Origin of the sequence: Pseudomonas sp. FP2254 (assembly GCF_030687695.1) — a bacterium.
GTDB classification, from domain to species: Bacteria; Pseudomonadota; Gammaproteobacteria; order Pseudomonadales; family Pseudomonadaceae; genus Aquipseudomonas; species Aquipseudomonas quebecensis.
This window is the reverse complement of the sequence record NZ_CP117444.1, coordinates 4,153,432-4,177,200: the sequence shown is the minus strand read 5'-3', so window position 1 is coordinate 4,177,200 and position 23,769 is coordinate 4,153,432. Positions and strand designations below refer to the sequence as shown.

The 23,769-nt window shown below is 61.2% G+C and carries 24 protein-coding genes; 22 read left to right on the top strand and 2 right to left on the bottom strand.

Annotated elements, in window-relative coordinates; all coding sequences use genetic code 11:
• The first annotated feature begins 73 nt into the window (after positions 1 to 73).
• From PSH94_RS19170 to PSH94_RS19160, 3 genes are all read left to right on the top strand, one after another.
• The gene (locus PSH94_RS19170) at positions 74 to 1,405 is read left to right on the top strand and encodes a dicarboxylate/amino acid:cation symporter (protein WP_181081179.1); all 1,332 of its coding nucleotides are present in this window, start codon (positions 74 to 76) and stop codon (positions 1,403 to 1,405) included.
• Between the two features lie 136 nt (positions 1,406 to 1,541).
• On the top strand, positions 1,542 to 2,528 hold the full coding sequence (locus tag PSH94_RS19165) for an XdhC family protein (RefSeq protein ID WP_253509012.1): 987 nt from the start codon (positions 1,542 to 1,544) through the stop codon (positions 2,526 to 2,528).
• Entirely contained in the window at positions 2,525 to 3,109 is a 585-nt protein-coding gene (locus PSH94_RS19160; RefSeq protein ID WP_305435572.1) for a nucleotidyltransferase family protein, read from the top strand. The genes PSH94_RS19165 and PSH94_RS19160 overlap by 4 nt, the downstream gene beginning before the upstream one ends.
• A 58-nt stretch (positions 3,110 to 3,167) precedes the next feature.
• On the opposite strand, the gene rne is transcribed toward PSH94_RS19160, so the two are convergent.
• On the bottom strand, positions 3,168 to 6,377 hold the full coding sequence (rne, locus tag PSH94_RS19155; protein WP_370694736.1) for a ribonuclease E: 3,210 nt from the start codon (positions 6,375 to 6,377) through the stop codon (positions 3,168 to 3,170).
• Positions 6,378 to 7,134: 757 nt separating this feature from the next.
• On the opposite strand from rne, the gene rluC reads away from it, so the two are divergent.
• The 3 genes from rluC to PSH94_RS19140 are packed head-to-tail and all read left to right on the top strand — an operon-like array spanning position 7,135 to position 9,748.
• Positions 7,135 to 8,094, top strand: coding sequence for a 23S rRNA pseudouridine(955/2504/2580) synthase RluC (gene rluC, locus PSH94_RS19150; RefSeq protein WP_181081175.1), 960 nt, complete (start codon positions 7,135 to 7,137; stop codon positions 8,092 to 8,094).
• The gene (locus PSH94_RS19145; protein WP_305435570.1) at positions 8,081 to 8,743 is read left to right on the top strand and encodes an HAD-IA family hydrolase; all 663 of its coding nucleotides are present in this window, start codon (positions 8,081 to 8,083) and stop codon (positions 8,741 to 8,743) included. Before rluC ends, PSH94_RS19145 begins: the two co-directional genes overlap by 14 nt.
• A 21-nt stretch (positions 8,744 to 8,764) precedes the next feature.
• Positions 8,765 to 9,748: a S49 family peptidase gene (locus PSH94_RS19140; RefSeq protein WP_253509005.1), complete on the top strand. Its 984-nt coding sequence runs from the start codon at positions 8,765 to 8,767 to the stop codon at positions 9,746 to 9,748.
• A 67-nt stretch (positions 9,749 to 9,815) separates the two neighbouring features.
• Here PSH94_RS19140 and PSH94_RS19135 read toward each other — a convergent pair whose 3' ends face one another.
• On the bottom strand, positions 9,816 to 10,394 hold the full coding sequence (locus tag PSH94_RS19135; protein WP_305435569.1) for a nucleoside triphosphate pyrophosphatase: 579 nt from the start codon (positions 10,392 to 10,394) through the stop codon (positions 9,816 to 9,818).
• Positions 10,395 to 10,499: 105 nt separating this feature from the next.
• On the opposite strand from PSH94_RS19135, the gene PSH94_RS19130 reads away from it, so the two are divergent.
• The 16 genes from PSH94_RS19130 (at position 10,500) to PSH94_RS19055 (ending at position 23,747) form a co-directional block, all read left to right on the top strand.
• Positions 10,500 to 11,030, top strand: a complete 531-nt coding sequence (locus PSH94_RS19130) for a YceD family protein (RefSeq protein ID WP_181081171.1) — start codon at positions 10,500 to 10,502, stop codon at positions 11,028 to 11,030.
• Positions 11,031 to 11,043: 13 nt separating this feature from the next.
• Positions 11,044 to 11,226, top strand: a complete 183-nt coding sequence (gene rpmF / locus PSH94_RS19125; RefSeq protein ID WP_003179396.1) for a 50S ribosomal protein L32 — start codon at positions 11,044 to 11,046, stop codon at positions 11,224 to 11,226.
• A gap of 4 nt (positions 11,227 to 11,230) precedes the next feature.
• The gene (gene plsX / locus PSH94_RS19120; protein WP_305435568.1) at positions 11,231 to 12,241 is read left to right on the top strand and encodes a phosphate acyltransferase PlsX; all 1,011 of its coding nucleotides are present in this window, start codon (positions 11,231 to 11,233) and stop codon (positions 12,239 to 12,241) included.
• Positions 12,242 to 12,367: 126 nt separating this feature from the next.
• Positions 12,368 to 13,306, top strand: coding sequence for an ACP S-malonyltransferase (gene fabD, locus PSH94_RS19115; protein WP_305435567.1), 939 nt, complete (start codon positions 12,368 to 12,370; stop codon positions 13,304 to 13,306).
• A 15-nt stretch (positions 13,307 to 13,321) separates the two neighbouring features.
• Complete coding sequence (gene fabG, locus PSH94_RS19110; protein ID WP_266246402.1) at positions 13,322 to 14,065, top strand: 3-oxoacyl-ACP reductase FabG; 744 nt, start codon at positions 13,322 to 13,324, stop codon at positions 14,063 to 14,065.
• Positions 14,066 to 14,256: 191 nt separating this feature from the next.
• On the top strand, positions 14,257 to 14,493 hold the full coding sequence (gene acpP, locus PSH94_RS19105; RefSeq protein ID WP_007987170.1) for an acyl carrier protein: 237 nt from the start codon (positions 14,257 to 14,259) through the stop codon (positions 14,491 to 14,493).
• A 128-nt stretch (positions 14,494 to 14,621) separates the two neighbouring features.
• Entirely contained in the window at positions 14,622 to 15,866 is a 1,245-nt protein-coding gene (gene fabF, locus PSH94_RS19100) for a beta-ketoacyl-ACP synthase II (protein ID WP_181081168.1), read from the top strand.
• Positions 15,866 to 16,681, top strand: a complete 816-nt coding sequence (pabC, locus tag PSH94_RS19095) for an aminodeoxychorismate lyase (protein ID WP_305435566.1) — start codon at positions 15,866 to 15,868, stop codon at positions 16,679 to 16,681. The genes fabF and pabC overlap by 1 nt, the downstream gene beginning before the upstream one ends.
• Before the next feature lies 1 nt (position 16,682).
• Positions 16,683 to 17,810: an endolytic transglycosylase MltG gene (gene mltG, locus PSH94_RS19090; RefSeq protein ID WP_305435565.1), complete on the top strand. Its 1,128-nt coding sequence runs from the start codon at positions 16,683 to 16,685 to the stop codon at positions 17,808 to 17,810.
• 9 nt (positions 17,811 to 17,819) lie between these two features.
• Positions 17,820 to 18,452: a dTMP kinase gene (tmk, locus tag PSH94_RS19085; RefSeq protein WP_181081165.1), complete on the top strand. Its 633-nt coding sequence runs from the start codon at positions 17,820 to 17,822 to the stop codon at positions 18,450 to 18,452.
• Positions 18,445 to 19,434, top strand: coding sequence for a DNA polymerase III subunit delta' (locus PSH94_RS19080; RefSeq protein ID WP_253508992.1), 990 nt, complete (start codon positions 18,445 to 18,447; stop codon positions 19,432 to 19,434). Before tmk ends, PSH94_RS19080 begins: the two co-directional genes overlap by 8 nt.
• Before the next feature lie 66 nt (positions 19,435 to 19,500).
• The gene (locus PSH94_RS19075; RefSeq protein ID WP_266246391.1) at positions 19,501 to 20,286 is read left to right on the top strand and encodes a TatD family hydrolase; all 786 of its coding nucleotides are present in this window, start codon (positions 19,501 to 19,503) and stop codon (positions 20,284 to 20,286) included.
• 442 nt (positions 20,287 to 20,728) lie between these two features.
• A complete protein-coding gene (locus PSH94_RS19070) occupies positions 20,729 to 21,397 on the top strand; it encodes a TetR/AcrR family transcriptional regulator (RefSeq protein WP_181081162.1) in 669 nt (222 codons plus the stop codon).
• A 111-nt stretch (positions 21,398 to 21,508) separates the two neighbouring features.
• Positions 21,509 to 22,477 (top strand): GTP 3',8-cyclase MoaA, encoded by a 969-nt coding sequence (locus PSH94_RS19065; RefSeq protein WP_266246389.1) that lies wholly within the window; start codon positions 21,509 to 21,511, stop codon positions 22,475 to 22,477.
• Between the two features lie 81 nt (positions 22,478 to 22,558).
• Positions 22,559 to 23,164 carry a DUF4823 domain-containing protein gene (locus PSH94_RS19060; protein WP_181081160.1) on the top strand — a complete coding sequence of 202 codons (606 nt, stop codon included), beginning with the start codon at positions 22,559 to 22,561 and terminating at the stop codon, positions 23,162 to 23,164.
• Between the two features lie 22 nt (positions 23,165 to 23,186).
• Positions 23,187 to 23,747 (top strand): DUF1285 domain-containing protein, encoded by a 561-nt coding sequence (locus PSH94_RS19055; protein ID WP_305435564.1) that lies wholly within the window; start codon positions 23,187 to 23,189, stop codon positions 23,745 to 23,747.
• The last annotated feature ends 22 nt before the right edge of the window (positions 23,748 to 23,769 follow it).

Below are 23,769 nucleotides of genomic sequence, written 5' to 3'. Positions count from 1 at the left end.
AGGAGGGTTCGCAATTCAAGTGTCGTGGGCAATGGCGGATATTTGCCACACGGGACGTTTGAGGAATTTTGCAATGACGACTCGTCAGCCACTCTACAAATCCCTGTATTTCCAGGTGATCGTTGCAATCGTTATCGGTATCTTGCTCGGTCACTTCTACCCGCAGACCGGCGTGGCCCTCAAGCCACTGGGTGACGGGTTCATCAAACTGATCAAAATGGTCATCGCCCCGATCATCTTCTGTACCGTTGTCAGCGGCATCGCCGGCATGCAGAGCATGAAATCGGTGGGCAAGACCGGCGGCTACGCGCTGCTCTACTTTGAAATCGTCTCCACGATTGCCCTGCTGATCGGTCTGGTGGTGGTGAACGTGGTGCAGCCGGGTGCCGGCATGCACATCGACGTAGCCACCCTGGACGCTTCTAAAGTCGCGGCCTACGTGACCGCCGGTGCAGACCAGAGCGTGGTTGGCTTTATCCTCAACGTCATCCCGAACACCATCGTCGGCGCCTTCGCCAACGGCGATATCCTGCAAGTATTGATGTTCTCGGTCATCTTCGGCTTTGCCCTGCACCGCCTGGGTGCCTACGGCAAACCGGTGCTGGACTTCATCGATCGCTTCGCCCACGTGATGTTCAACATCATCAATATGATCATGAAGCTCGCGCCGATCGGTGCCCTGGGCGCCATGGCGTTCACCATCGGTGCCTACGGTGTGGGTTCGCTGGTGCAACTGGGCCAGCTGATGATCTGCTTCTACATCACCTGTGTGCTGTTTGTGGTCGTGGTGCTGGGCGCCATCTGCCGCGCCCACGGTTTCAGCGTGCTGAAATTGATCCGCTACATCCGTGAAGAGCTGCTGATCGTTCTGGGTACGTCCTCCTCCGAATCCGCGCTGCCACGTATGCTGATCAAGATGGAGCGTCTTGGCGCGAAGAAATCCGTAGTCGGTCTGGTGATCCCGACCGGCTACTCCTTCAACCTCGACGGTACCTCGATCTACCTGACCATGGCCGCCGTGTTCATCGCCCAAGCGACCGACACCCACATGGATATCACCCACCAGATCACCCTGCTGCTGGTGCTGCTGCTGTCTTCCAAGGGTGCTGCGGGCGTGACCGGCAGCGGCTTCATCGTCCTGGCGGCGACCCTGTCGGCTGTCGGCCACCTGCCGGTCGCCGGTCTGGCGCTGATCCTGGGCATCGACCGCTTCATGTCCGAAGCCCGTGCGCTGACCAACCTGGTGGGTAACGCCGTTGCCACCATCGTCGTGGCCAAGTGGGTCAAGGAACTGGACACCGATAAACTGCAGAGTGAGCTGGCGTCGGGCGGTACCGGTATTTCCGAATCCCGTGAACTCGATGACCTGGGCGTGGCCGAAGGTCCTGCACCGGTGGTCAAGTAAGACGCTGATGGCGTGAACTGACGCCCCCAGCCTTGCACAAACGCCCCGACATGTTCGGGGCGTTTGCGTTTATGGCTCGGCACTTCAGGCGATTTTTTGGTTTACAGTGAGCGCGATAGTGACCGCGGGAGGCTTGATGGACAGTGTGGATCTGAATGTTCTGCGTAGCGTGCTGGAGTGGCGCCGCGCCGGGCAGCGAGTGGTGTTGTACAGCGTGGTCCAGACCTGGGGCAGCGCGCCACGCCCACCGGGCGCCATGTTGGCGTTGCGCGGCGATGGCGTGGTGATCGGCTCGGTATCCGGCGGTTGCATCGAAGATGACCTGATTGCCCGCCTGCACGACGGCCGCCTGGTAGACGACGGTCCGCCGGTACAGTTAGTGACCTACGGCGTCACCCAGGACGAAGCCGCACGTTTTGGTCTGCCTTGCGGCGGCACCTTGCGCCTGACCGAAGAGCGGGTGCAGGACTGGCAATGGGTCGCCGACCTGCTGGCACGCTGCGAGGCCCATGAGATTGTCGCACGGGAGCTGAACCTGACCACGGGCGAGGTCACCTTGAGCGGCGCCACCAAAACCGATGGTCTGAGCTTTGACGGTGAACGCCTGCGCGCCATCTACGGCCCGCGTTGGCGCCTGCTGCTGATCGGCGCCGGGCAGCTGTCGCGCTACGTCGCGGAAATGGCGCGCTTGCTGGATTTCGAAGTGCTCATCTGCGATCCCCGCGAAGAGTTCGTGTACGGCTGGGAGGCGCAGCACGGGCGCTTCGTGCCGGGCATGCCCGATGAAGCGGTGCTGTCCATCCAGACCGACGAGCGTACGGCTATCGTCTGCCTGACCCACGACCCGCGCCTGGACGATATGGCGCTGCTGACGGCGTTGGACTCCCGTGCGTTTTACATCGGCGCGCTGGGCTCGCGGGTCAACAGTCAGAAACGCCGGGACAACCTGGCGGCGTTGGGGCTGACGGCGCAGGCGATTGCGCGGTTGCACGGGCCGATCGGCCTGCATATCGGCAGTCACACGCCGTCGGAAATCGCCTTGTCGCTGATGGCGGAAATTGTCGCGATCAAGAACGGCGTGGCGCCTATGCAGAAAAAACCCTTGCCGGTGCTGGCTGAGTGACCGTCACGGCGATAGTGCTGGCGGCAGGGCAGGGCAGTCGTTTTCGCGCCGAAGCCGGGGCTGACCAGGACAAATTGCTGGCGCCCTGCGTGGGGCTGGACGGTGTGACCCGGCCGGTGATTGAGCAGGTGCTGGTCAACCTACCCGCCGCTGTGGTTGAGCGCTGGGTCGTGACACTGCCGGAGCGCACCGACGTCATTCGGCTGGCTGAAGCCTACGGCTGCCAAGTCCTGACGTTGTGCTCCGCCGGCATGGGCGAAAGCCTTGCGGCGGCCGTCGCGGCCAGTGATAACGCCGAGGGCTGGCTGGTGCTGCTGGGGGATATGCCGTTTATCCAGGCATCCAGCATCGAGCAGGTGATCCACGGGTTATCCAGAGAAGGCATCCGCGTGCCTGTGCAAGCCGGCCGTTATGGGCACCCTGTGGCCTTTGGCCGTGATTTCGGGCTGGGGTTGATGGCGTTGACGGGTGATCGCGGCGCCAGGTCTTTGTTCACTCAGGCAGATGTCACCCAGGTGCCGGTGAACGATCCGGGCGTGTTGTGGGATGTGGACGTACCTGCGCTGTTGAATTACCGCTGAGCGATACAAAAAAGCCCCGCCTGATCACTCAGGCGGGGCTTTTTAGTGGCTGATGGAATCAGGCGAGAGGTTTAGGCTCGTGCTCTGCTTCCTGGGCCTTGGGCTCTGCCGCTTCTTCGACGACGCGCGGGGCTTCGTCAGCGACAGGGGCGGCGGGTTCTGCCACCGGTTCAACCGAGGCTTGAGCAGCTGCCGCAGCGGCAGCTGCTTCAGCTTCTTTGCGACGGCGACGCACTTCACGTGGGTCGTTCGGCGCGCGGCCATTTTCGGTCAGGGCAGTGACTGGCGCGGCTTCAACCACTGGGGCTGCAACCTCGGCGACCACAGGGGCCTCGACGACCGGCGCGGGCTCGACGACTGGCGTCGGCTCGACTACCACGTTTTCGGCAACCGGCGCTGGTGCTTCTTCTGCCACAGGGGCAGGCGCTGGTGCTTCAACCGGAGCGGCAGGTTCAGCGTTCCATTGGAAGGCGGTCTGTTCTTCGCGAACTTCACGCACTGCCGGGGCGGCTTCTTCGGCGACCGGTGCTTCAATCGCTGCTTCCACCACTGCCTGAGGCTCAGCCTGCGGCGCAACCTCAACGGCTATCACATCGGTGACCGGCTGGGCGTCGCGAACCGGTGCTACTTCCACTTCCGGAACCACGGGGGCTTCGATCGGGGTCGTTGCTTCTACCGTCGGAGCTTCCACCACGGCAGGCTCAACGGCCGCAGTTTCGGTAACCGGGGCTTGCACAACAGCAGTCTCTTCGACAGCGGCGGTTGCGCGTTCAGCCTGCTCGTGGGCCTGGGCTTCAGCTGGTGCGCTGATAACCGAGCTGGCCACGGCAGCGGTGACGGCAAGGCCGGCGGCCAGTTCGTCGCCAGTCGGTTGCTGGGCACCGGCTTCGGTGTGTTCGCCGGTTTCTTCCGAACCTTCGATCACGTTGCCGTTGGCGTCGCGCTGACGCTCACGACGGTTGCTGCGACGACGCTGGCCACGGGAGCGGCGGCGTGGACGATCGCCTTCGGCGTTGTCCTGGCCGTCTTCCTGCAGTTGCTCTTCGCCGGTCAGCACTTCTTCTTCGCTGGCGGCAGCGGCCTGTTCGGCGCGCGGTTGACGCTCTTCACGCGGGGCACGAGGCTGGCGTTCTTCACGCGGCGCACGTTCTTCGCGCGGCGGGCGAGCCGGGCGCTCTTCGGTGGCGGCGGCAGCGGCAACGGCCGGAGCAGCGTCCAGCGGCTCACGCAGTTCACGTACGCGCTCTTCACGCTCACCGCGAGGCTTGCGATCTTCGCGCGGAGCGCGTGGGGTGCGTGGCGCGCGCTCTTCACGCGGTGCACGTTCTTCACGGGCTACGGTCGGCGTGTCTTCGCGGGCTTCGCGAGGCTGGCGCTCTTCGCGTGGCGCGCGTTCTTCACGCGGTGCACGTTCTTCGCGCGGCTTGCGTTCTTCGTCACGGCGGCCGTTGCGGTTACGGCTCTGCTGGCGACCGTTGCGACGCTCTTCATTACGCGCCGGGCGCTCGGTGGCAGGCTTTTCAACCACGACCGGGGCGGCGGCAGGCTCTTCCTTGGATGCGAACAGGCTGACCAGCGACTTGACCAGGCCTTTGAACAGGCTCGGCTCAGGCATTGCGGCCGGTGCTGCAGCCGGTGCGGTGACTTCAACCGGAACTGGTGCATTGGCGCGCGCCGGCGCGGTCTTCACGGCAGCTTCCTGGCGAACCAGGGTGCGGGTGGCGGCGGCTGGCTGGACTTCTTCCACTTCCGCGGCGGCAGCGGCGATTTCGTAGCTGGACTGGCCGCTGTGGGCTTCCGGGCTGTCGTCACGCAGGCGCTGTACTTCGAAGTGCGGCGTCTCGAGGTGATCGTTCGGCAGGATCACGATGCGGGCACGGGTGCGCAGTTCGATCTTGGTGATCGAGTTGCGTTTTTCGTTGAGCAGGAATGCGGCCACCGGGATCGGCACTTGCGCGCGGACTTCGGCGGTGCGGTCTTTCAGGGCTTCTTCTTCGATCAGGCGCAGGATCGCCAGGGACAGCGATTCAACGTCACGGATGATGCCGGTGCCGTTGCAACGCGGGCAGACGATGCCGCTGCTCTCGCCCAGGGATGGACGCAGGCGCTGACGGGACATTTCCAGCAGGCCGAAGCGCGAGATGCGGCCAACCTGCACGCGGGCGCGGTCGGCTTCCAGGCATTCGCGGACTTTTTCTTCCACGGCGCGCTGGTTCTTGGCCGGGGTCATGTCGATGAAGTCGATCACGATCAGGCCGCCGATATCACGCAGGCGAAGCTGGCGGGCGATTTCTTCAGCCGCTTCCAGGTTGGTCTGCAGGGCGGTTTCTTCGATGTCGCTGCCTTTGGTGGCGCGCGCCGAGTTGATGTCGATGGACACCAGGGCTTCGGTCGGGTCGATCACGATGGAGCCGCCGGAAGGCAGTTCGACCACGCGCTGGAAAGCGGTCTCGATCTGGCTTTCGATCTGGAAACGGTTGAACAGCGGGACGCTGTCTTCGTACAGCTTGATCTTGCTGGCGTACTGCGGCATCACCTGGCGAATGAAGGTCAGGGCTTCGTCCTGGGCTTCAACGCTGTCGATCAGCACTTCGCCGATGTCCTGGCGCAGGTAATCGCGGATAGCGCGGATGATCACGTTGCTTTCCTGATAGATCAGGAACGGCGCGGAGCGATCCAGGGAGGCTTCTTTGATGGCGGTCCACAGTTGCAGCAGGTAGTCGAGGTCCCACTGCATTTCTTCGCTGCTGCGGCCCAGGCCGGCAGTGCGCACGATCAGGCCCATGTCGGCTGGAGCGATCAGGCCGTTGAGCGCTTCACGCAGTTCGTTGCGCTCTTCGCCTTCGATGCGACGGGAGATGCCGCCGGCACGCGGGTTGTTCGGCATCAGGACCAGGTAACGGCCGGCGAGGCTGATGAAGGTGGTCAGGGCGGCGCCCTTGTTGCCACGTTCTTCTTTTTCGACCTGGACGATGACTTCCTGGCCTTCGCTCAGGACGTCCTTGATGTTTACGCGGCCTTCGGGGGCTTTCTTGAAGTACTCGCGGGAGATTTCTTTGAGGGGCAGGAAGCCGTGGCGCTCGGAGCCGAAATCGACAAAGGCAGCCTCAAGGCTTGGTTCGATGCGAGTAATACGGCCTTTGTAGATGTTGGCCTTCTTTTGCTCGCGTGCACCGGATTCGATATCCAGGTCATAGAGGCGCTGGCCATCTACGAGTGCAACACGCAACTCTTCGGGTTGAGTTGCGTTAATCAGCATTCTTTTCATGTTGTACCGTCGGTTTCCGGGCTGCCGGAAACGGCGTTCGGCACACACGACTTCTCACGGTCGGTGTCAGGTGCGTCAAGAGTGGTTGGCCACTCCAGTGTCCAGCAAAATCGGCCAATTGGGCCGGTATGCGACGGACGCGTCCTGCTTGTTAGCGGTGGTGACAAAGGCACCACTTCAACAAAAGCTAAGGTCAGGAGGAGGAATCAACCGGCGACTGTGGACGAGATGAAGCGTCTAAATATAAGCCTAGTGCTACACGGTCCGACGGTTGTGCATCTCCACCCTACACGTATCCCTGATAATTCGGGTGCTGCCGCGCGCAGAATCCGCAGCGGGTTGGCATTTACCGTGTACTCCAATGGGGAGTTCACGCTCATGGCTAAACAGGCCTGAATGAAAGCGACTGCGCTCTCACTCAGCTCTTAACAGGCGTTGTTTCCGAAGCATTCGCCATGGTCTGGCTCAAGACTGACTGCACTTTGTGAACTGGCCGTAAATATCGGCGCAGAAGGCGAGTATTCACTCTGCTTTCCGCGCTCGCTTCAGGCCTCATGTCACCTGCGCTTGTTACAATCCCGAGCTTTCCAAGGTGGCGAACGCCCCGTAGGACGGCCTCGCGTCCTGATGAATTGCGATGGTCAGGGCCGGCAGTTTGCCGCAAGTCCTCTGGCCAGGCCGCTTTTGGCGGCGTTCGCGACTATAGCAGCAATGATTAAGTGCTTCAATTCCATAAAAAATTGTTATCATCGCCGCCATGACGACTACCACCCCCCCGACCCCCAGCGTCCAGCTGCTTGAGGTCTCGCCGGAATATGCCGGCCAACGCATCGACAATTTTCTCCTGGCCAGGCTCAAGGGCGTGCCCAAGACCTTGATTTACCGCATCTTGCGTAAAGGCGAAGTGCGCGTGAACAAGGGGCGCATCAAGCCCGAGTACAAGTTGCAGGCCGGCGATATCGTCCGCGTACCGCCGGTTCGCGTGCCCGAGCGCGACGAACCCGTACCGCTGGCCCAGGGCCTGCTGCAACGCCTGGAAGCCTCGATTGTCTTTGAAGACAGCAAGCTGATCGTGATCAACAAGCCCTGCGGGATTGCCGTCCACGGCGGCAGCGGCCTGAACTTCGGCGTAATCGAGGCCTTCCGTCAGTTGCGCCCGGATGCCAAGGAATTGGAGCTGGTCCACCGTCTGGACCGCGACACGTCCGGACTGCTGATGATCGCCAAGAAGCGCAGCATGTTGCGCCATCTGCACACAGCTCTGCGCGGCGATGGCGTGGACAAGCGTTACATGGCGCTGGTACGCGGCAATTGGGCCAGTTCGATCAAGAGCGTCCGCGCGCCGTTGCAGAAGAGCAACCTGCGTTCCGGCGAGCGCATGGTCGAGGTGGACGAGGAGGGCAAGGAGGCGCTGACCCTGTTCAAGGTGCTGCGCCGCTTCGGTGACTTTGCCACTATGGTCGAGGCCAAGCCGGTCACCGGCCGCACCCACCAGATTCGTGTGCATACCCTGCACGCGGGTCATTGCATTGCCGGTGACACCAAGTACGGCGACGAAGATTTTTCCAGGGAGATTCGCGATCTGGGCGGCAAACGTCTGTTCCTGCACGCGTACATGCTGACGGTGCCGCTGCCCGATGGCGGTGAGCTGAAGCTTCAGGCACCGGTTGACGAGATGTGGGCCAAGACCGTGGAGCGTTTGAGTGTCGCACCGTGATTACAAGCTGCTGATTTTCGATTGGGACGGCACGCTGGCCGATTCCATTGGTCGCATCGTCGAATCGATGCACATGGCTTCGACCCGCTCGGGGTTCGAGTTGTGCAGCGACCTGGCGGTCAAGGGCATTATCGGGCTCGGCCTGCCGGAAGCGATTCGCACCCTGTATCCGCAGATATCCGATGGCGGGCTGCTGGCGTTCCGTGAACATTACGCCGAACACTACATTGGACTGGAGGCCGAGCCTTCGCCTCTGTTCGAGGGTGTGCGGCAATCGCTTGAGGCTTTCCGTGCCGATGGTTATCACCTGGCGGTGGCTACCGGCAAGGCTCGTCGCGGCCTGGATCGGGTGCTCAAGGCTCATGGCTTTGAGGATTATTTCGATGCCACCCGCGCGGCCGATGAAACCGCCAGCAAGCCTCACCCTCTGATGCTGGAGCAGATCGTGGCGCATTGCGGGGTGTCGCCGCGCCAGGCATTAATGGTGGGCGATGCCAGCTTCGACCTGATGATGGCGCGCAACGCCGGCATGGACAGTGTGGCCGTCAGTTATGGCGCCCAGTCCGCCGAGGCGCTGCAGCAATACGAGCCGAGGGTCACGATTGATCATTTTTCGCAATTGCAGGCCTGGCTTGGTCGGGCCCAATAAGTCTTTGCTGGGGTTGATGGCATGAGTGACGAGTGGAAAGCGCCTGAGAAGGCTCAAAGCGGTGACGACAAGAGCTGGCAGTTGCTGGAGAAGACGCTCCTGGCCAGTGTCCAGGAGCAGCGGCGTGCGCGGCGCTGGGGGATTTTCTTCAAGCTGCTGACCTTTGCTTACCTGTTGATCATGCTGGCGCTGTTCAGCCCGCTGATGGATATGGAAAAGAGCGCGACCCGTGGCGCCAACTACACCGCGTTGATCGAAGTACGTGGGGTGATTGCCGACAAGGAGCCTGCCAGCGCCGACAATATCGTCAGCAGCCTGCGTGCCGCGTTCGAGGACCCCAAGGTCAAGGGCGTGATCCTGCGAATCAACAGTCCCGGCGGCAGCCCGGTGCAGTCGGGTTACGTGTATGACGAGATTCGTCGCCTGCGCGGCCTGCACCCCGATATCAAGCTGTATGCGGTGATCGCCGATCTTGGCGCCTCCGGTGCTTACTACATCGCCAGTGCAGCCGATCAGATCTACGCCGACAAGGCCAGTCTGGTGGGCTCCATTGGCGTGACGGCGGCCGGTTACGGCTTTGTCGGAGCCATGGAGAAGCTGGGGGTTGAACGTCGGACCTACAACTCCGGCGAACACAAGTCCTTCCTTGATCCGTTCCAGCCGCAAAAGGCCGATGAAACCCAGTTCTGGCAGGGAGTGCTCGACACCACCCATCGCCAGTTCATCGCCAGCGTGAAGCAGGGGCGTGGGGATCGCCTGAAGGACAAAGACCATCCGGAGTTGTTCTCCGGGTTGGTGTGGTCGGGCGAGCAAGCATTGCCGCTGGGCCTGGTCGATGGACTGGGCAGTGCCAGTTCGGTAGCGCGGGATGTGGTCGGCGAGAAAGAACTGGTGGACTTCACCGTTGAAGAATCGCCGTTTGATCGTTTCTCCAAGAAACTAGGCGCCAGCGTGGCTGAGAAACTGGCGCTGTACATGGGCTTCCAGGGCCCGGCGCTGCGTTAATATCTCAAGTCTGCCGTAGATCAACATGTGGGACGGAGCTGGCTCCCTCCCGCATTTGGTTGTGTTCTTAAGGGATTTGCACGCCTTCGCTGAGCAGCATATCCACCAGCCGAATCAATGGTAAGCCGATCAGGCTGGTCGCGTCCGGCCCTTCGGTGCTTTGGAACAAGCTCACGCCCAACCCTTCCGCCTTGAAGCTGCCCGCGCAGTCGTACGGCTGCTCGATCTGCAGGTAGCGCTCGATGCGCGTTGCATCCAGTTCGCGCATGTGCACAGTGAACGGCACGCAGTCCACCTGGCAGTGCCCCGTCTCGCTGTTAAGCAGAGCCAGGCCGGTGAGGAAGCTGACACGCTTGCCACTGGCGGCCAATAACTGCTCGCGCGCATTTTCGAACGTGTGGGGCTTGCCGATGATGCGGCCTTCCAGCGTGGCAACCTGGTCTGAACCGATGATCAGGTGGCCTGGGTGGCTGGCGGCGAGGGCATGGGCTTTCTGTTTGGCCAGGCGCTTGACCAAGTCTGTGGCGGACTCATTTGCAGCGTGGCTTTCGTCGATATCCGGCGAGCGGCAGATGAACGGCAGATGCAGGCGACTGAGCAGTTCCCGGCGATAAACCGAGCTGGAAGCGAGTAATAAAGGCAGCATATACGTCTCCTCAAGGCAGCCGCCGATTCTAGCGGGGCGACCGGCTGACGCACAGGGCTGAATTTCCTTTGACATGGCTGGGTGCATCCCTATAATGCTGCGCCTATGTTGAATGACCCGATTCCACCTCACGTTGACCCGCGCAAATTGGCTGATCGTGGCACCTCCCTTCAAGGTGAAGTGCTGCTGGCCGATTTGGAGAGACTCTGCGACCCGCTTTCCGACACTGTCGGTACGGTGCAGGCCAAATTCGATTTTGAACGAGATGAACGTAAATCTGTGGTGATCCACAGTTTTATCGACACCGAAGTCAAAATGGTTTGCCAGCGTTGTCTTGAGCTGGTCACCCTGCCGATCCACAGCGAATGCAGTTACGCCGTGGTGAAGGAGGGTGCGAATACCCAGTCGTTGCCGAAAGGTTATGACGTGCTGGAACTGGGCGAAGATCCATTGGATCTGCATGCACTGATCGAGGAGGAGCTTCTGCTCGCCTTGCCCATTGTGCCTGCTCATCATCCGGAAGAATGCCAGCAGCCGGCGGGCCTCGATGCCGAGCCCGAACCGAGCGAGGACGAGGTAACGCGGTCCAACCCGTTCAGTGTATTGGCGCAGTTAAAGCGTGACCCAAACGTTTAGGAGTTAATCAATTATGGCTGTTCAGCAGAACAAAAAATCCCGCTCCGCCCGTGACATGCGCCGTTCGCACGACGCTCTCGAGGCAAGCACCCTGTCCGTGGAAAAGACCACTGGTGAAGTTCACCTGCGTCACCACGTATCGCCAGAAGGCGTATACCGTGGCCGTAAAGTGATCGACAAGGGCGCTGACGAGTAATCACTTGTCTGCTCTCGTCATCGCGATTGACGCAATGGGCGGGGACTTCGGTCCCCGCAGCATTGTTCAGGCCTGCCTTGCCAGCCTGTGCGCTACACCCTCGTTGCACCTGACCCTCGTCGGTCAACCCTCCCTTCTTGAAGAACTGATTGCCAGCCATCCGGCGGTGGATCGCGCGCGCCTGAGCATTGTGCCGGCCAGCGAAACCATCACGATGGATGAAAAGCCGTCGGCGGCCTTGCGCGGCAAGCCTGACTCTTCAATGCGGGTGGCCCTGGAGCTGTTGCGCGACGGCAAGGTGCAGGCCTGCGTCAGTGCGGGTAATACCGGGGCCTTGATGGCGTTGTCGCGGCATGTGCTCAAGACGCTGCCCGGGATTGATCGTCCGGCGATGGTGGCGGCGATTCCGACGCAGAATGGCTATTGCCAGTTGCTGGACCTGGGCGCGAACGTGGACTGCAGCGCCGAGCACCTGTTCCAGTTTGCCGTGATGGGCTCGGTAGCCGCCGAAGCGCTGGGCGTGGCACGGCCGCGCGTAGCGTTGTTGAATATCGGCACCGAAGACATCAAGGGCAACCAGCAGGTCAAGCTCGCCGCGACGCTGTTGCAGCAAGCGCGCGGGCTGAACTACATCGGATTTGTCGAGGGCGATGGTTTGTACCGAGGCGAAGCGGATGTGGTGGTGTGCGACGGATTTGTCGGCAATATCCTGCTCAAGTCCAGCGAGGGCCTGGCGAGCATGATCGCCTCGCGTATCGAAGTGTTGTTCAGACGCACCCTGGCATCGCGCCTGGTGGGCGCCCTGGCGCTACCGCTGATGCGGCGCCTGCAGGCCGACCTGGCCCCGGCGCGGCATAATGGGGCGAGTTTTCTGGGGCTGCAGGGCATCGTGGTGAAAAGCCATGGTTCGGCCGGGGTCGAAGGCTTCCAGAGTGCGATTGCCCGTGCGGTGATCGAGATTCAGGAAAACCTGCCGCAGCGCTTGCACGGCCGTCTCGAGGACTTGTTGCCTTAGGCGAATCGGCCCGGGAATGCTTAAATGTGACCGGCCAGTTCAATTGACCATCCAATCTGTCAGTTTCGTGCGCTCCCACCGTAGGAGCGACTATTTCCGACGACCAGATCATTAGGGGCTTGTTACATGTCTACATCCCTCGCATTCGTCTTTCCAGGGCAGGGTTCGCAGTCCCTCGGCATGTTGGCCGAGCTGGGCGCGCAATACCCGTTGATCCTGGACACTTTCAAGGAAGCTTCCGACGCCCTGGGTTACGACCTGTGGGCCCTGACCCAGCAAGGGCCGGAAGAGCAGCTCAATCAGACCGATAAAACCCAACCGGCCATCCTGACCGCTTCGATCGCCCTGTGGCGCTTGTGGCTGGCAGAAGGCGGCGCGCGTCCGGCGTTTGTTGCCGGTCACAGTCTGGGTGAATACAGCGCGCTGGTAGCGGCGGGCAGCCTGACCCTCGGTGAAGCGGTCAAGCTGGTCGAACGTCGTGGCCAGTTGATGCAAGAGGCGGTTCCGGCCGGGCAGGGCGGCATGGCCGCGATCCTGGGCCTGGACGATGCCGTGGTGATTGAAGCCTGCGCCGAAGCGGCCCGGGGCGAAGTCGTCAGCGCGGTGAACTTCAACTCCCCTGGCCAGGTGGTGATCGCCGGTGCCAAGGCTGCCGTCGAGCGCGCCATCGAAGGCTGCAAGGCTCGTGGGGCCAAGCGCGCGCTGCCGCTGCCGGTGAGCGTGCCGTCGCACTGCGAACTGATGCGTCCGGCTGCCGAGCGCTTTGCCGAAGCCATCGCCGCCATCGACTGGCAGGCGCCGCAGATTCCGCTGGTTCAGAACGTCAGCGCCGCCGTGGCTGCCGACCTCGACACCCTCAAGCGCGACCTGCTGGAGCAACTCTACAAGCCGGTTCGCTGGGTCGAATCGGTGCAGACCCTGGCGGCCAAGGGCGCGACCGAACTGGTCGAATGCGGCCCAGGCAAAGTGCTGGCCGGTCTGAACAAACGCTGCGCCGAGGGCGTGTCCACTTCCAATCTCAACACCCCAGACGCTTTCGCTGCCGCTCGCGCAGCACAAGCTTGAACAGGAGAAACCTGCATGAGTCTGCAAGGTAAAGTTGCACTGGTTACCGGCGCCAGCCGTGGCATCGGCCAGGCGATCGCCCTGGAGCTGGGCCGTCAGGGCGCCGTTGTGATCGGCACCGCCACATCCGCCTCGGGCGCCGAGCGTATTGCCGCCACCCTGAAGGACAATGGCGTTCAAGGCACCGGCCTTGAGCTGAACGTGACCAGCGATGAGTCCGTGGCCGCTGTACTGGCCGAGATCACCGCACAGTTCGGCGCGCCGTCGATCTTGGTCAATAACGCCGGCATCACCCGCGATAACCTGATGATGCGCATGAAAGACGACGAGTGGTACGACGTGGTCGATACCAACCTGAACAGTCTGTTTCGCCTGTCCAAGGGTGTTTTGCGCGGCATGACCAAGGCGCGTTGGGGCCGAATTATCAATATTGGTTCCGTAGTGGGTGCCATGGGCAACGCAGGCCAAGTAAACTACGCTGCCGCCAAAGCCGGCCTGGAAGGTTTCAGCCGCGCACTGGCGCGTGAAGTCGGTTCGCGTTCGATCACGGTCAACTCGGTGGCCCCTGGGTTCATCGACACCGATATGACTCGCGAACTGCCGGAAGCACAGCGTGAAGCCTTGCTGACGCAGATTCCGCTGGGTCGTCTGGGCCAGGCTCAAGAGATCGCGAATGTGGTCACTTTCCTGGCATCCGACGGTGCGGCATACGTGACTGGGGCTACAATCCCGGTTAACGGCGGGATGTACATGAGTTAAATTGTGACGGATCGCTTCAAAAAAATGTCATACGAGCTGTCTAAAATCCGTTATAAAGCTGCAACTTAATTTATAGGCGGGTGGCCGAGCGGGTTCGGGGTGAAGCTTTCAGTTGAAAAGCTGAAATGGCTTTCTATACACTTACCCACTGGCCAGCTGCCTGAATTTGTCCATTAGGAGTTAAACAAGGTATGAGCACCATCGAAGAGCGCGTCAAGAAAATCGTCGCCGAGCAACTGGGCGTTAAGGAAGAAGAAGTGGTCAACACTGCTTCCTTCGTAGAAGACCTGGGTGCCGATTCCCTTGACACCGTTGAGCTGGTGATGGCTCTGGAAGAGGAATTCGAGACCGAAATCCCGGACGAAGAAGCTGAAAAAATCACTACTGTTCAAGCTGCCATCGACTACGTTACTGCCCACCAGGCGTAATAGTTTGTAGTCGTCGCTTGCTGTCAGGGAAAAACCGCACTGCTGTAACGGCGTGCGGTTTTTTCTTTAGCTCCAATGAAAAGTGAGCGCTGAAGCATAGTGTCGTCATCATGAAAAAGGAGAGTGCTGTGTCGCGTAGACGCGTCGTAGTCACCGGTATGGGTATGTTGTCGCCACTGGGTACGGATGTGCCGAGCAGTTGGCAGGGCATTCTGGCTGGCCGCAGTGGCATTGGTCTGATCGAACATACGGACCTTTCTGCCTATTCCACCCGTTTTGGCGGCTCGGTAAAAGGGTTCAACGTCGAGGAATATCTCTCGATCAAAGAGTCCCGCAAGCTCGACCTGTTCATTCAATACGGCCTGGCCGCCGGTTTTCAGGCAGTGCGTAACGCCGGCCTGGAAGTCACCGACGCCAACCGTGAGCGCATCGGCGTAGCCATGGGGTCGGGTATTGGCGGTTTGACCAATATCGAAGACACCAGCCGCACGCTGCATGAGACGGGCCCACGTCGAATTTCACCGTTTTTTGTACCGGGCTCGATCATCAATATGATTTCCGGTTTCCTGTCCATCCACCTGGGCGCACAGGGGCCTAACTACGCGATTGCCACGGCGTGCACCACGGGCACCCACTGCATCGGCATGGCGGCGCGCAACATCGCCTATGACGAGGCGGACGTGATGATTGCGGGCGGCGCGGAAATGGCTGCCTGCGGCCTCGGCATGGGCGGCTTCGGTGCTTCCCGTGCACTGTCGACGCGCAACGACGAACCGACCCGTGCCAGCCGTCCCTGGGACAAAGGCCGTGATGGCTTCGTATTGTCCGACGGTGCCGGGGCTCTGGTCCTGGAAGAGTTGGAGCATGCCAAGGCGCGTGGTGCCACCATCTACGCCGAGTTGATCGGCTTTGGCATGAGCGGCGACGCCTACCACATGACTTCGCCACCGTCCGACGGTGCCGGCGCTGCGCGGTGCATCACCAATGCGCTGCGTGATGCAAAGGTCAATGCGGACCAGGTGCACTACATCAATGCCCATGGCACCTCGACCCCCACCGGCGACCTGGCGGAAGCCGAGGCCATCAAGTCGGTATTCGGCGAGCACGCCTATAAGTTGGCGGTCAGCTCCACCAAGTCCATGACCGGGCACCTGTTGGGTGCGGCGGGCGCGGTCGAGGCAATCTTCAGTGTGATGGCCATCAAGGATCAGGTCGCTCCGCCGACCATTAACCTGGATGAGCCGGACGAAGGCTGCGACCTGAACTTCGTACCTCACGAAGCGCAGCCGATGCCGATCGATGTCGCCATTTCCAACTCGTTTGGCTTTGGCGGTACCAACGGCTCTCTGGTGTTCCGCCGGTTCGCCGAGTGATGCACAGCTGGGTCGACGGTCAGCCAGCGGACGGCGTGCCCCTGAAAGACCGCGGCCTGGCATACGGCGATGGTCTGTTCGAGACCATTGCCGTCAAGGCCGGGCAGCCTGTGCTGCTCGACCGGCATCTGCAGCGCCTGCACGAGGGCTGCAGGCGCCTCGCCTTAGCGGTCGATCACGTGCTCGTACGCGGTGAGGTGCAGGCCTATGCCGCCGCCCTCGGCGACGGTGTTCTCAAGTTGATCCTTACTCGGGGCGACAGCCTGCGTGGTTATGGCATCAACCCCGGCGCCCCCGTGCGTCGAGTGATTCAGGGCAGCCCGCCCGCATCCTATCCGCAGGCCCATGGAACCGTCGGTATCCGTCTGTTTTCATGCGCCACTCGCCTCGCCGAGCAACCGCTGCTGGCCGGTCTCAAGCACCTCAACCGCCTGGAACAGGTGATTGCCCGCGCCGAGTGGCAGGATGCCGAGCACGCCGAAGGCTTGATGCTGGATACGTCCGGGCGTGTCATCGAAGGCGTGTTCAGCAATTTATTCATTGTAAGCAACGGCTTGTTACTAACCGCCGATCTGAAGCGTTGTGGGGTTGCCGGCGTCATGCGCGCCGAGATTCTGGCCCAGGCTCAAGTGCTGGGCGTCCCGGTGGCCGTGGCCGACATCAGCCTGGAGCAGTTGCGTCAGGCTGACGAAGTCTTCACCTGCAACAGCATTTATGGCATTTGGCCGGTGCGTGAGTGCGCTGCGATGAGCTGGTCGGTTGGCCCGCTCACCCGTAAACTGCAGGGCATTGTTCGCGCGCTATTGGATATTTGAGTTGATACGAAAACTGGTTGTACTGCTGCTGGTCGGTCTGTTCTGCGCCGGTTTGCTGTTGGGCTTTTCTGCCTGGAAACTCGACTCTGCCCTTACGCAGCCCTTGAAGCTGACCCAGGAGCAATTGCTCGATGTACCTTCCGGAGCAACGCCCACCGGCACCTTCAACCGCCTCGAAGCCGACGGCGTGCTTGACGACGCTTTCTGGCTGCGCCTGTATTGGCGCTTCAACCTGGACGGCCAGCCGCTGCACAGCGGCGAATATCGCATGACCCCCGGCATGACTGCCCAAGGGCTGATCGGCCTGTGGCAACGCGGCGAAGTGGTGCAATACGGCCTTACATTGGTCGAAGGCTGGAATTTCCGTCAGGTACGCGCGGCGTTGGCCAAGCACGAAAAGATCGTGCAGACGTTGTCGGGGCTGACGGACAGCGAAGTCATGGACAAGCTCGGCCATCCCGGTGTGTTCCCGGAGGGACGGTTCTTCCCTGACACCTACCGTTTTGTGCGCGGTATGACCGACGTCGAGTTCCTTAAAAAAGCCTATAACCGCCTGGACGACGTGCTGGCCCAGGAATGGAGCAAGCGCGCCGCCGATGTGCCGTACACCGAGCCCTATCAAGCCTTGATCATGGCATCGTTGGTGGAGAAGGAAACCGGCGTACCCGAAGAGCGCGGGCAGATTGCCGGCGTGTTTGTGCGCCGCATGAAGATCGGCATGCTGCTGCAGACCGACCCCACGGTGATCTACGGCCTGGGCGAACGTTACAACGGCAAGTTGACCCGCGCCCATCTCAAGGAAGCCAACCCGTATAACACTTACATGGTGGCCGGCTTGCCGCCGACGCCGATCGCCATGGTCGGCCGTGAGGCGATTCATGCGGCGTTGAACCCCGCGCCGGGCAGCAGCCTGTATTTTGTCGCGCGTGGCGATGGCAGCCATATTTTCTCGGATGACCTGGATGCGCATAATGCGGCCGTGCGTGAGTTTCAGCTCAAGCGGCGGGCCGATTATCGCTCCAGCCCGGCGCCGGCGGTGAAACCGTCCGAACCGGCGGCACCTGCGACCGATGCCGCGCCGGACACCGCCGCACCGCCGCACCGCAAAGCCCGCAATGACTCTGACTAAGGACCGCCTGTGACTGGCTTGTTTATTACCCTGGAAGGCCCGGAAGGCGCCGGCAAAAGCACCAATCGCGATTACCTGGCAGAGCGCTTGCGTGCAGAGGGTATCGAGGTGGTGTTGACCCGTGAGCCGGGCGGAACCCCGCTGGCCGAGCGCATCCGTGAAGTGTTGCTGGCTCCGGGCGAAGAACAGATGAACCCGGACACCGAGTTGCTGCTGGTGTTCGCTGCCCGTGCCCAGCATCTGGCCGAGGTCATCCGCCCGGCCCTGGCGCGTGGTGCCGTAGTGATCTGCGACCGTTTTACCGATTCCACCTACGCGTACCAGGGCGGTGGCCGTGGCCTGTGCCTGGAACGTATCGCTACGCTGGAAGCGTTCGTGCAGGGCCAACTGCGTCCTGACCTGACCCTGCTGTTCGATCTGCCGGTGGAAGTGGGCATGGCCCGCGCCAGTGCCCGAGGTCGCCTGGACCGTTTCGAGCAGGAGGGCCAGGCGTTTTTCGACGCCGTGCGCAGCGCCTTCCTCACGCGGGCCGCAGCCGAACCCGCGCGCTATCACCTGCTGGATGCGGCGCAACCGTTGAGCCATGTGCAGCGCGCCATCGACACACTGTTGCCGACGCTCTTGGAGCGTGCCCGTGGCTGAAGCCTATCCGTGGCAGGACGGCCTCTGGCAGCAATTGGCCGGCCGTGCCCAGCACGCCCATGCGTACTTGTTGCATGGCCCGGCGGGGATCGGTAAGCGCCATCTGGCCGAGCGCCTCATGGCCAGCCTGCTGTGCCAGCGGCCGGTTAATCTGCAGGCCTGCGGTGAATGCAAATCCTGCATGCTGCTCAAGGCAGGCAGCCACCCGGACAATTACCTGCTCGAACCCGAAGAGGCCGACAAGGCGATCAAGGTCGACCAGGTGCGTGATCTGGTCAGTTTTGTGGTGCAGACCGCGCAGATGGGCGGGCGCAAAGTGGTATTGATCGAGCCGGTGGAGGCGATGAACATCAACGCCGCCAACGCCTTGCTTAAAAGTCTTGAAGAACCTTCCGGCGATACCGTGTTGTTGCTGGTCAGCCATCAGTCCAGCCGTTTGCTACCGACCATTCGCAGCCGTTGCGTGCAGCAGGCGTGCCCCCTGCCGAGCGAGGCCATGAGCCTGCAGTGGCTGGGACAGGCTCTGCCGGATTGCTCTGCTGAGGAACGTGTGGAGTTATTGACCCTGGCCGCAGGCTCGCCATTGGCTGCCGTCAAGCTGCAGGCCCAGGGCGTGCGCGAACAGCGAGCCCTGGTAGTGGAGGGCGTGAAGAAGTTGCTCAAACAGGAATTGTCCGCTACGCAGTTGGCCGAAACGGCCTGGAAGGACATCCCCTTACTGCTACTGTTCGACTGGTTCTGCGATTGGTCGAGCCTGATCCTGCGTTATCAGTTGACCCAGGACGAAAACGGTCTTGGCTTGCCGGACATGCGCAAAGTGGTGCAGTACCTTGCGCAGAAAAGCCCTCAGGACAAGGTGCTGAACATCCAGGACTGGATCCTTGCCCAACGCCAGAAAGTCCTTGGCAAGGCCAACCTCAACCGTGTGCTACTGCTTGAAGCGCTGCTGGTGCAATGGGTTGGCCTGCTCGGGCGCCGTTAATCCCTCGATGGCCGACGGGTGTATCGTTGGCCGGACATTTACCGTGATTTCAAGTCGTACCTTCTTATGCTCGTAGATTCCCATTGCCACCTTGACCGTCTTGACCTTGCCCAGCACGCAGGCTCCCTTGACGCCGCCCTCGAAGCGGCGCGCCAGCGCGGGGTCGGGCATTTCCTGTGCATCGGCGTCAGTGCTGAAAACGCCACCGACGTCAAAGCCCTCGCCGATCGCTATGCCGATGTGGATTGTTCGGTGGGTATCCACCCGCTGGACCTCAAACCCGGCGAAGCGCCGGCGCTTGAGTGGCTGCTGGCGGAACTCAATCACCCGCGCGTCGTGGCCATCGGTGAAACCGGCCTGGACTACCATTACGAGCCCGAAGCCGCCGAGTTGCAGCAGGCTTCCTTTCGTTTGCACCTGCAGGCTGCCCGCCAAACCGGCAAGCCAGTGATCGTCCACACCCGCGGCGCGCGTGCCGACACCCTGGCCCTGCTGCGCGAAGCTGCGTTGCCCCAGGGCGGCGTGCTGCACTGCTTCACCGAGGACTGGGACATGGCCAGGGCTGCCCTGGACCTGGGCTTCTACATCTCGTTGTCGGGGATCGTTACTTTCCGCAATGCCGATGCGCTGCGCGACGTGGCGCGGCAAGTGCCGGCTGACCGCTTGCTGGTGGAGACCGACTCGCCCTACCTGGCGCCCATCCCTCATCGCGGCAAGCCCAACCTGCCGGAATATGTGCGCGACGTAGCGGAGTACCTGGCGATGCTGCGCGGGGAACCCTACGAGCGGTTCGCCGAGCAGACCACGGAAAACTTCAAGCGCTTGTTCCCATTGGCTCACGTAGCGGGTTGAAGGCCAAATCGCAGGCAAAAAAAACCCGGGTTCTGGGGGGTGAATCCGGGCTAAGACCATTAGGAGTAAAACAAGGGCACTCAGTCCGTCGGTACCCAGGTCGGCGCTTCACTTGGGGGAGATGTCACGCCGACAGTTGAAGTATTGATCAGTATCCGATTCAGTCCAGTGGCGGCTGGTCGTTTTTTAAACAGATTTGGAATACGTGCGCTTCAGTTGAGTTCTCATTGAGCGGAGGGCAACGGTGGATGTTGCGTATTATTTCTGACTGATCGGCGCCTATTCGTTGGCGTGTTGTCATTAAAGTGCCGGGTCGGTTCACATAGGCGTTGCCCAACGACCGTTCAGTCGGGATAATCCCTCGCGTCAGGTAAATCGTATCGTCACGTGTCCGTGGCCTTGCGCAACCCTCCCTCTACCGACCTCTGCAGACCTCTTCCTCATGCACAAAGAACCCCGTAAGGTCCGTGAGTTTCGCCGCCGTGAGCAGGAAATTCTCGACACCGCGCTCAAATTGTTTCTCGAACAGGGTGAAGACAGCGTCACCGTCGAGATGATTGCGGATGCCGTAGGTATCGGCAAAGGCACTATCTATAAGCACTTCAAATCCAAAGCCGAGATCTATCTGCGCCTGATGCTCGACTATGAGCGCGATTTGAATGAGCTGCTGCATTCGGCTGACGTGGACAAGGATAAAGAAGCCCTGTCCCGCGCCTATTTCGAGTTCCGCATGCGTGACCCGCAGCGCTATCGCCTGTTCGATCGCCTGGAAGAGAAAGTGGTGAAAGGCCATCAAGTCCCGGAGATGGTTGAAGAGCTGCACAAGATTCGCGCGTCCAACTTCGAACGGCTGACCCTGTTGATCAAGGGCCGTATCAGCGAAGGCAAGCTTGAAGATGTGCCGCCGTATTTCCACTACTGCGCCGCCTGGGCGCTGGTGCACGGTGCGGTCGCGCTGTATCACTCGCCATTCTGGAGCAATGTGCTGGAAGATCAGGAAGGTTTCTTCCAGTTCCTGATGGACATTGGCGTGCGCATGGGCAATAAGCGCAAGCACAGCAGTGAGCCTGCGCTGGAAGCGGCTCCCGCCGAAACGCCCGCCACGCAATGATTTGCTGCCAGGTGCAGTAACCCAGGAATATACTCAGGCAAGGACCTTGCTAAAAGCTGATTTATAGGTCAGTTTTTAGCGCGCCCGAATTAACCGCTGCCGGAGTGATCCATGATCGTTGATCGTCAAGGCAGGCGTTTTCGCAATCTGCGAATCAGCCTGACCTCAGCCTGCAATTATGCGTGTACCTACTGCGTGCCTGACGGCAAGCGGCTGGTGGCTGCCCAGGACGAACTCTCGGCTCAGGCCATGGCGCGTGGTGTGGCGTATCTGATTGAAGCGGCGGGTATCGAGCGCCTGCGCATCACCGGCGGTGAGCCGCTGGTGAGCCCCAAATTGGAGGCTTTTCTGGGCGCTGTGGGCGGGATGGGGCTCAGTGATATCAGCTTGACCACCAATGGTCAGTTGCTGGCGCGCAAATTGCCGCTGTTGGTGGACGCCGGCATCCGTCGCATCAACGTTTCCCTCGACACGCTGGACGCCGGGGCGTTTCGCAGCATCGCCCGTGGCGGCGACCTGGCGACCGTGCTGGATGGCATGGACCAGGCGCGTGCCGCCGGGCTCAAGATCAAAGTCAACATGGTGCCCCTGCGCGGCCAGAACCTGGACCAGGTCATGCCGCTGCTCGATTATTGCCTGGAACGCGGCTACGAACTGCGCTTTATCGAACTGATGCGCATGGGCCATCTGGCCAAGGATTCGAACGCATTCCTGCAGCAATTCGTCAGTCTGCAACAATTGCTCAGCCTGATCGGCGAGCACCACGAATACCTGCAGGCCAACGCCCCCGTGGACGCTACCGCGGTACGCTACGAAGTGCCTGGCAAAGGCCATTTCGGCGTGATTGCCAACGAGAGCGTGCCATTCTGTCGTACCTGTTCGCGGCTGCGTCTGTCATCCACCGGCTGGTTGCATGGCTGCCTGTCGTCGAGCAACCGCCATTACGTCGGCGACTTGCTCGACAAGCCTCGCCACCAGGCGCTGCCTGCGCTGCAGGGCCTGTTGATGAAGGCTCTGGGCGACAAACAGGAAGTGGCCTTCTCCGGCGGTGCAACCGTCATGAAGATTATTGGCGGCTGACGCCGAGCGGCTCCCCTGGCCCAGAACCTGCATCTCGTGCCCATTCGCCGGTTTTCCGTCACCGGCTTCTGGAGGATTAGGATGCGTAGTCTGGTGTTATTGCTGGCGTCGTTGACGCTGAGTGGCTGCATGACCGTCAGCGATATGGCCGAAGGCACCCGCTATCAGATGAGTGACGCCGGTTTGCTGGACCACAGCGATACCCGCCGCACCGCGTCGATTCGCGTGCAGCCCGATTCGTTCATCTTCATCGCCCAGGGGGCCTTCGTACCGCCCGGCAGTGCCTATCCACGTCCGAACGTGGTGGCCGAGGAAGCCTTCAACGGTTTCGTCGAGTACTTCCCCATGGTACGTCGCGCGCGCCAACCCGAAGGCCTCGAGCAAGCCATGGCGGAAGCCCGTGCGGCGGGCGCCCATTACCTGTTGTATTGCCGCTTCGCCAAGGCCGACGACCGTATCGGCAACGCCGATGAATGGGCCGATCAGGAGGCGCTTGACCGCGTTGGCGTGGACAGCGGTGTCATCCAGATCATGTTGATCGAGACCAGCACCCAGTATTTGATTGATACTGCACGCATTCGCAGTCGTGGCGGTTTACTGACATTCCACGACAACAAGCCACAAGACCTGATTGCCCGCCCACTGGCGCAGTACGCACGCGGCCTGCTGGGCATGAGTGATCAGTAGGTTCGTCAACCAGGGAGAACCCATGACCGATTCCGCCAAAACCAATGATCTCTTGGCCCAACTGCCAAAAGGCAAGGGCCCGGCGCCGGTGCATCTGTGGAACCCGGATTTCTGCGGCAATATCGACATGCGTATCGCTCGGGACGGTACGTGGTATTACCAGGGCACGCCGATCGGGCGCAAGCCGATGGTCAAGCTGTTCTCCAACATCATTCGCCGCGACGGTGATGATTATTTCCTGATCACGCCGGTGGAAAAAGTCGGGATCGTGGTCGACGATGCACCCTTCGTTGCGGTGACGCTCGAGGTCGAAGGCGAGGGTGAACGTCAGCAATTGCGCTTCACCACTAACATCGACGAGCAGATCGAGGCTGGCCCTGAACATCCGCTGCGGGTGGTGATTGATCCGGTTACCGACGAGCCGTCGCCTTATCTTTGCGTACGCAACAACCTCGAAGCGCTGGTGCATCGCAATGTGTTCTACCAGTTGGTAGAACTGGCGGTGAGCCGTCCGATCAATGGGCAAAACTGGCTTGGGGTCTGGAGCGGCGGAGCGTTCTTTGTGATTGGCCTGGAGCCGTGAGTTCAGTTTTTACGCGGCCCTG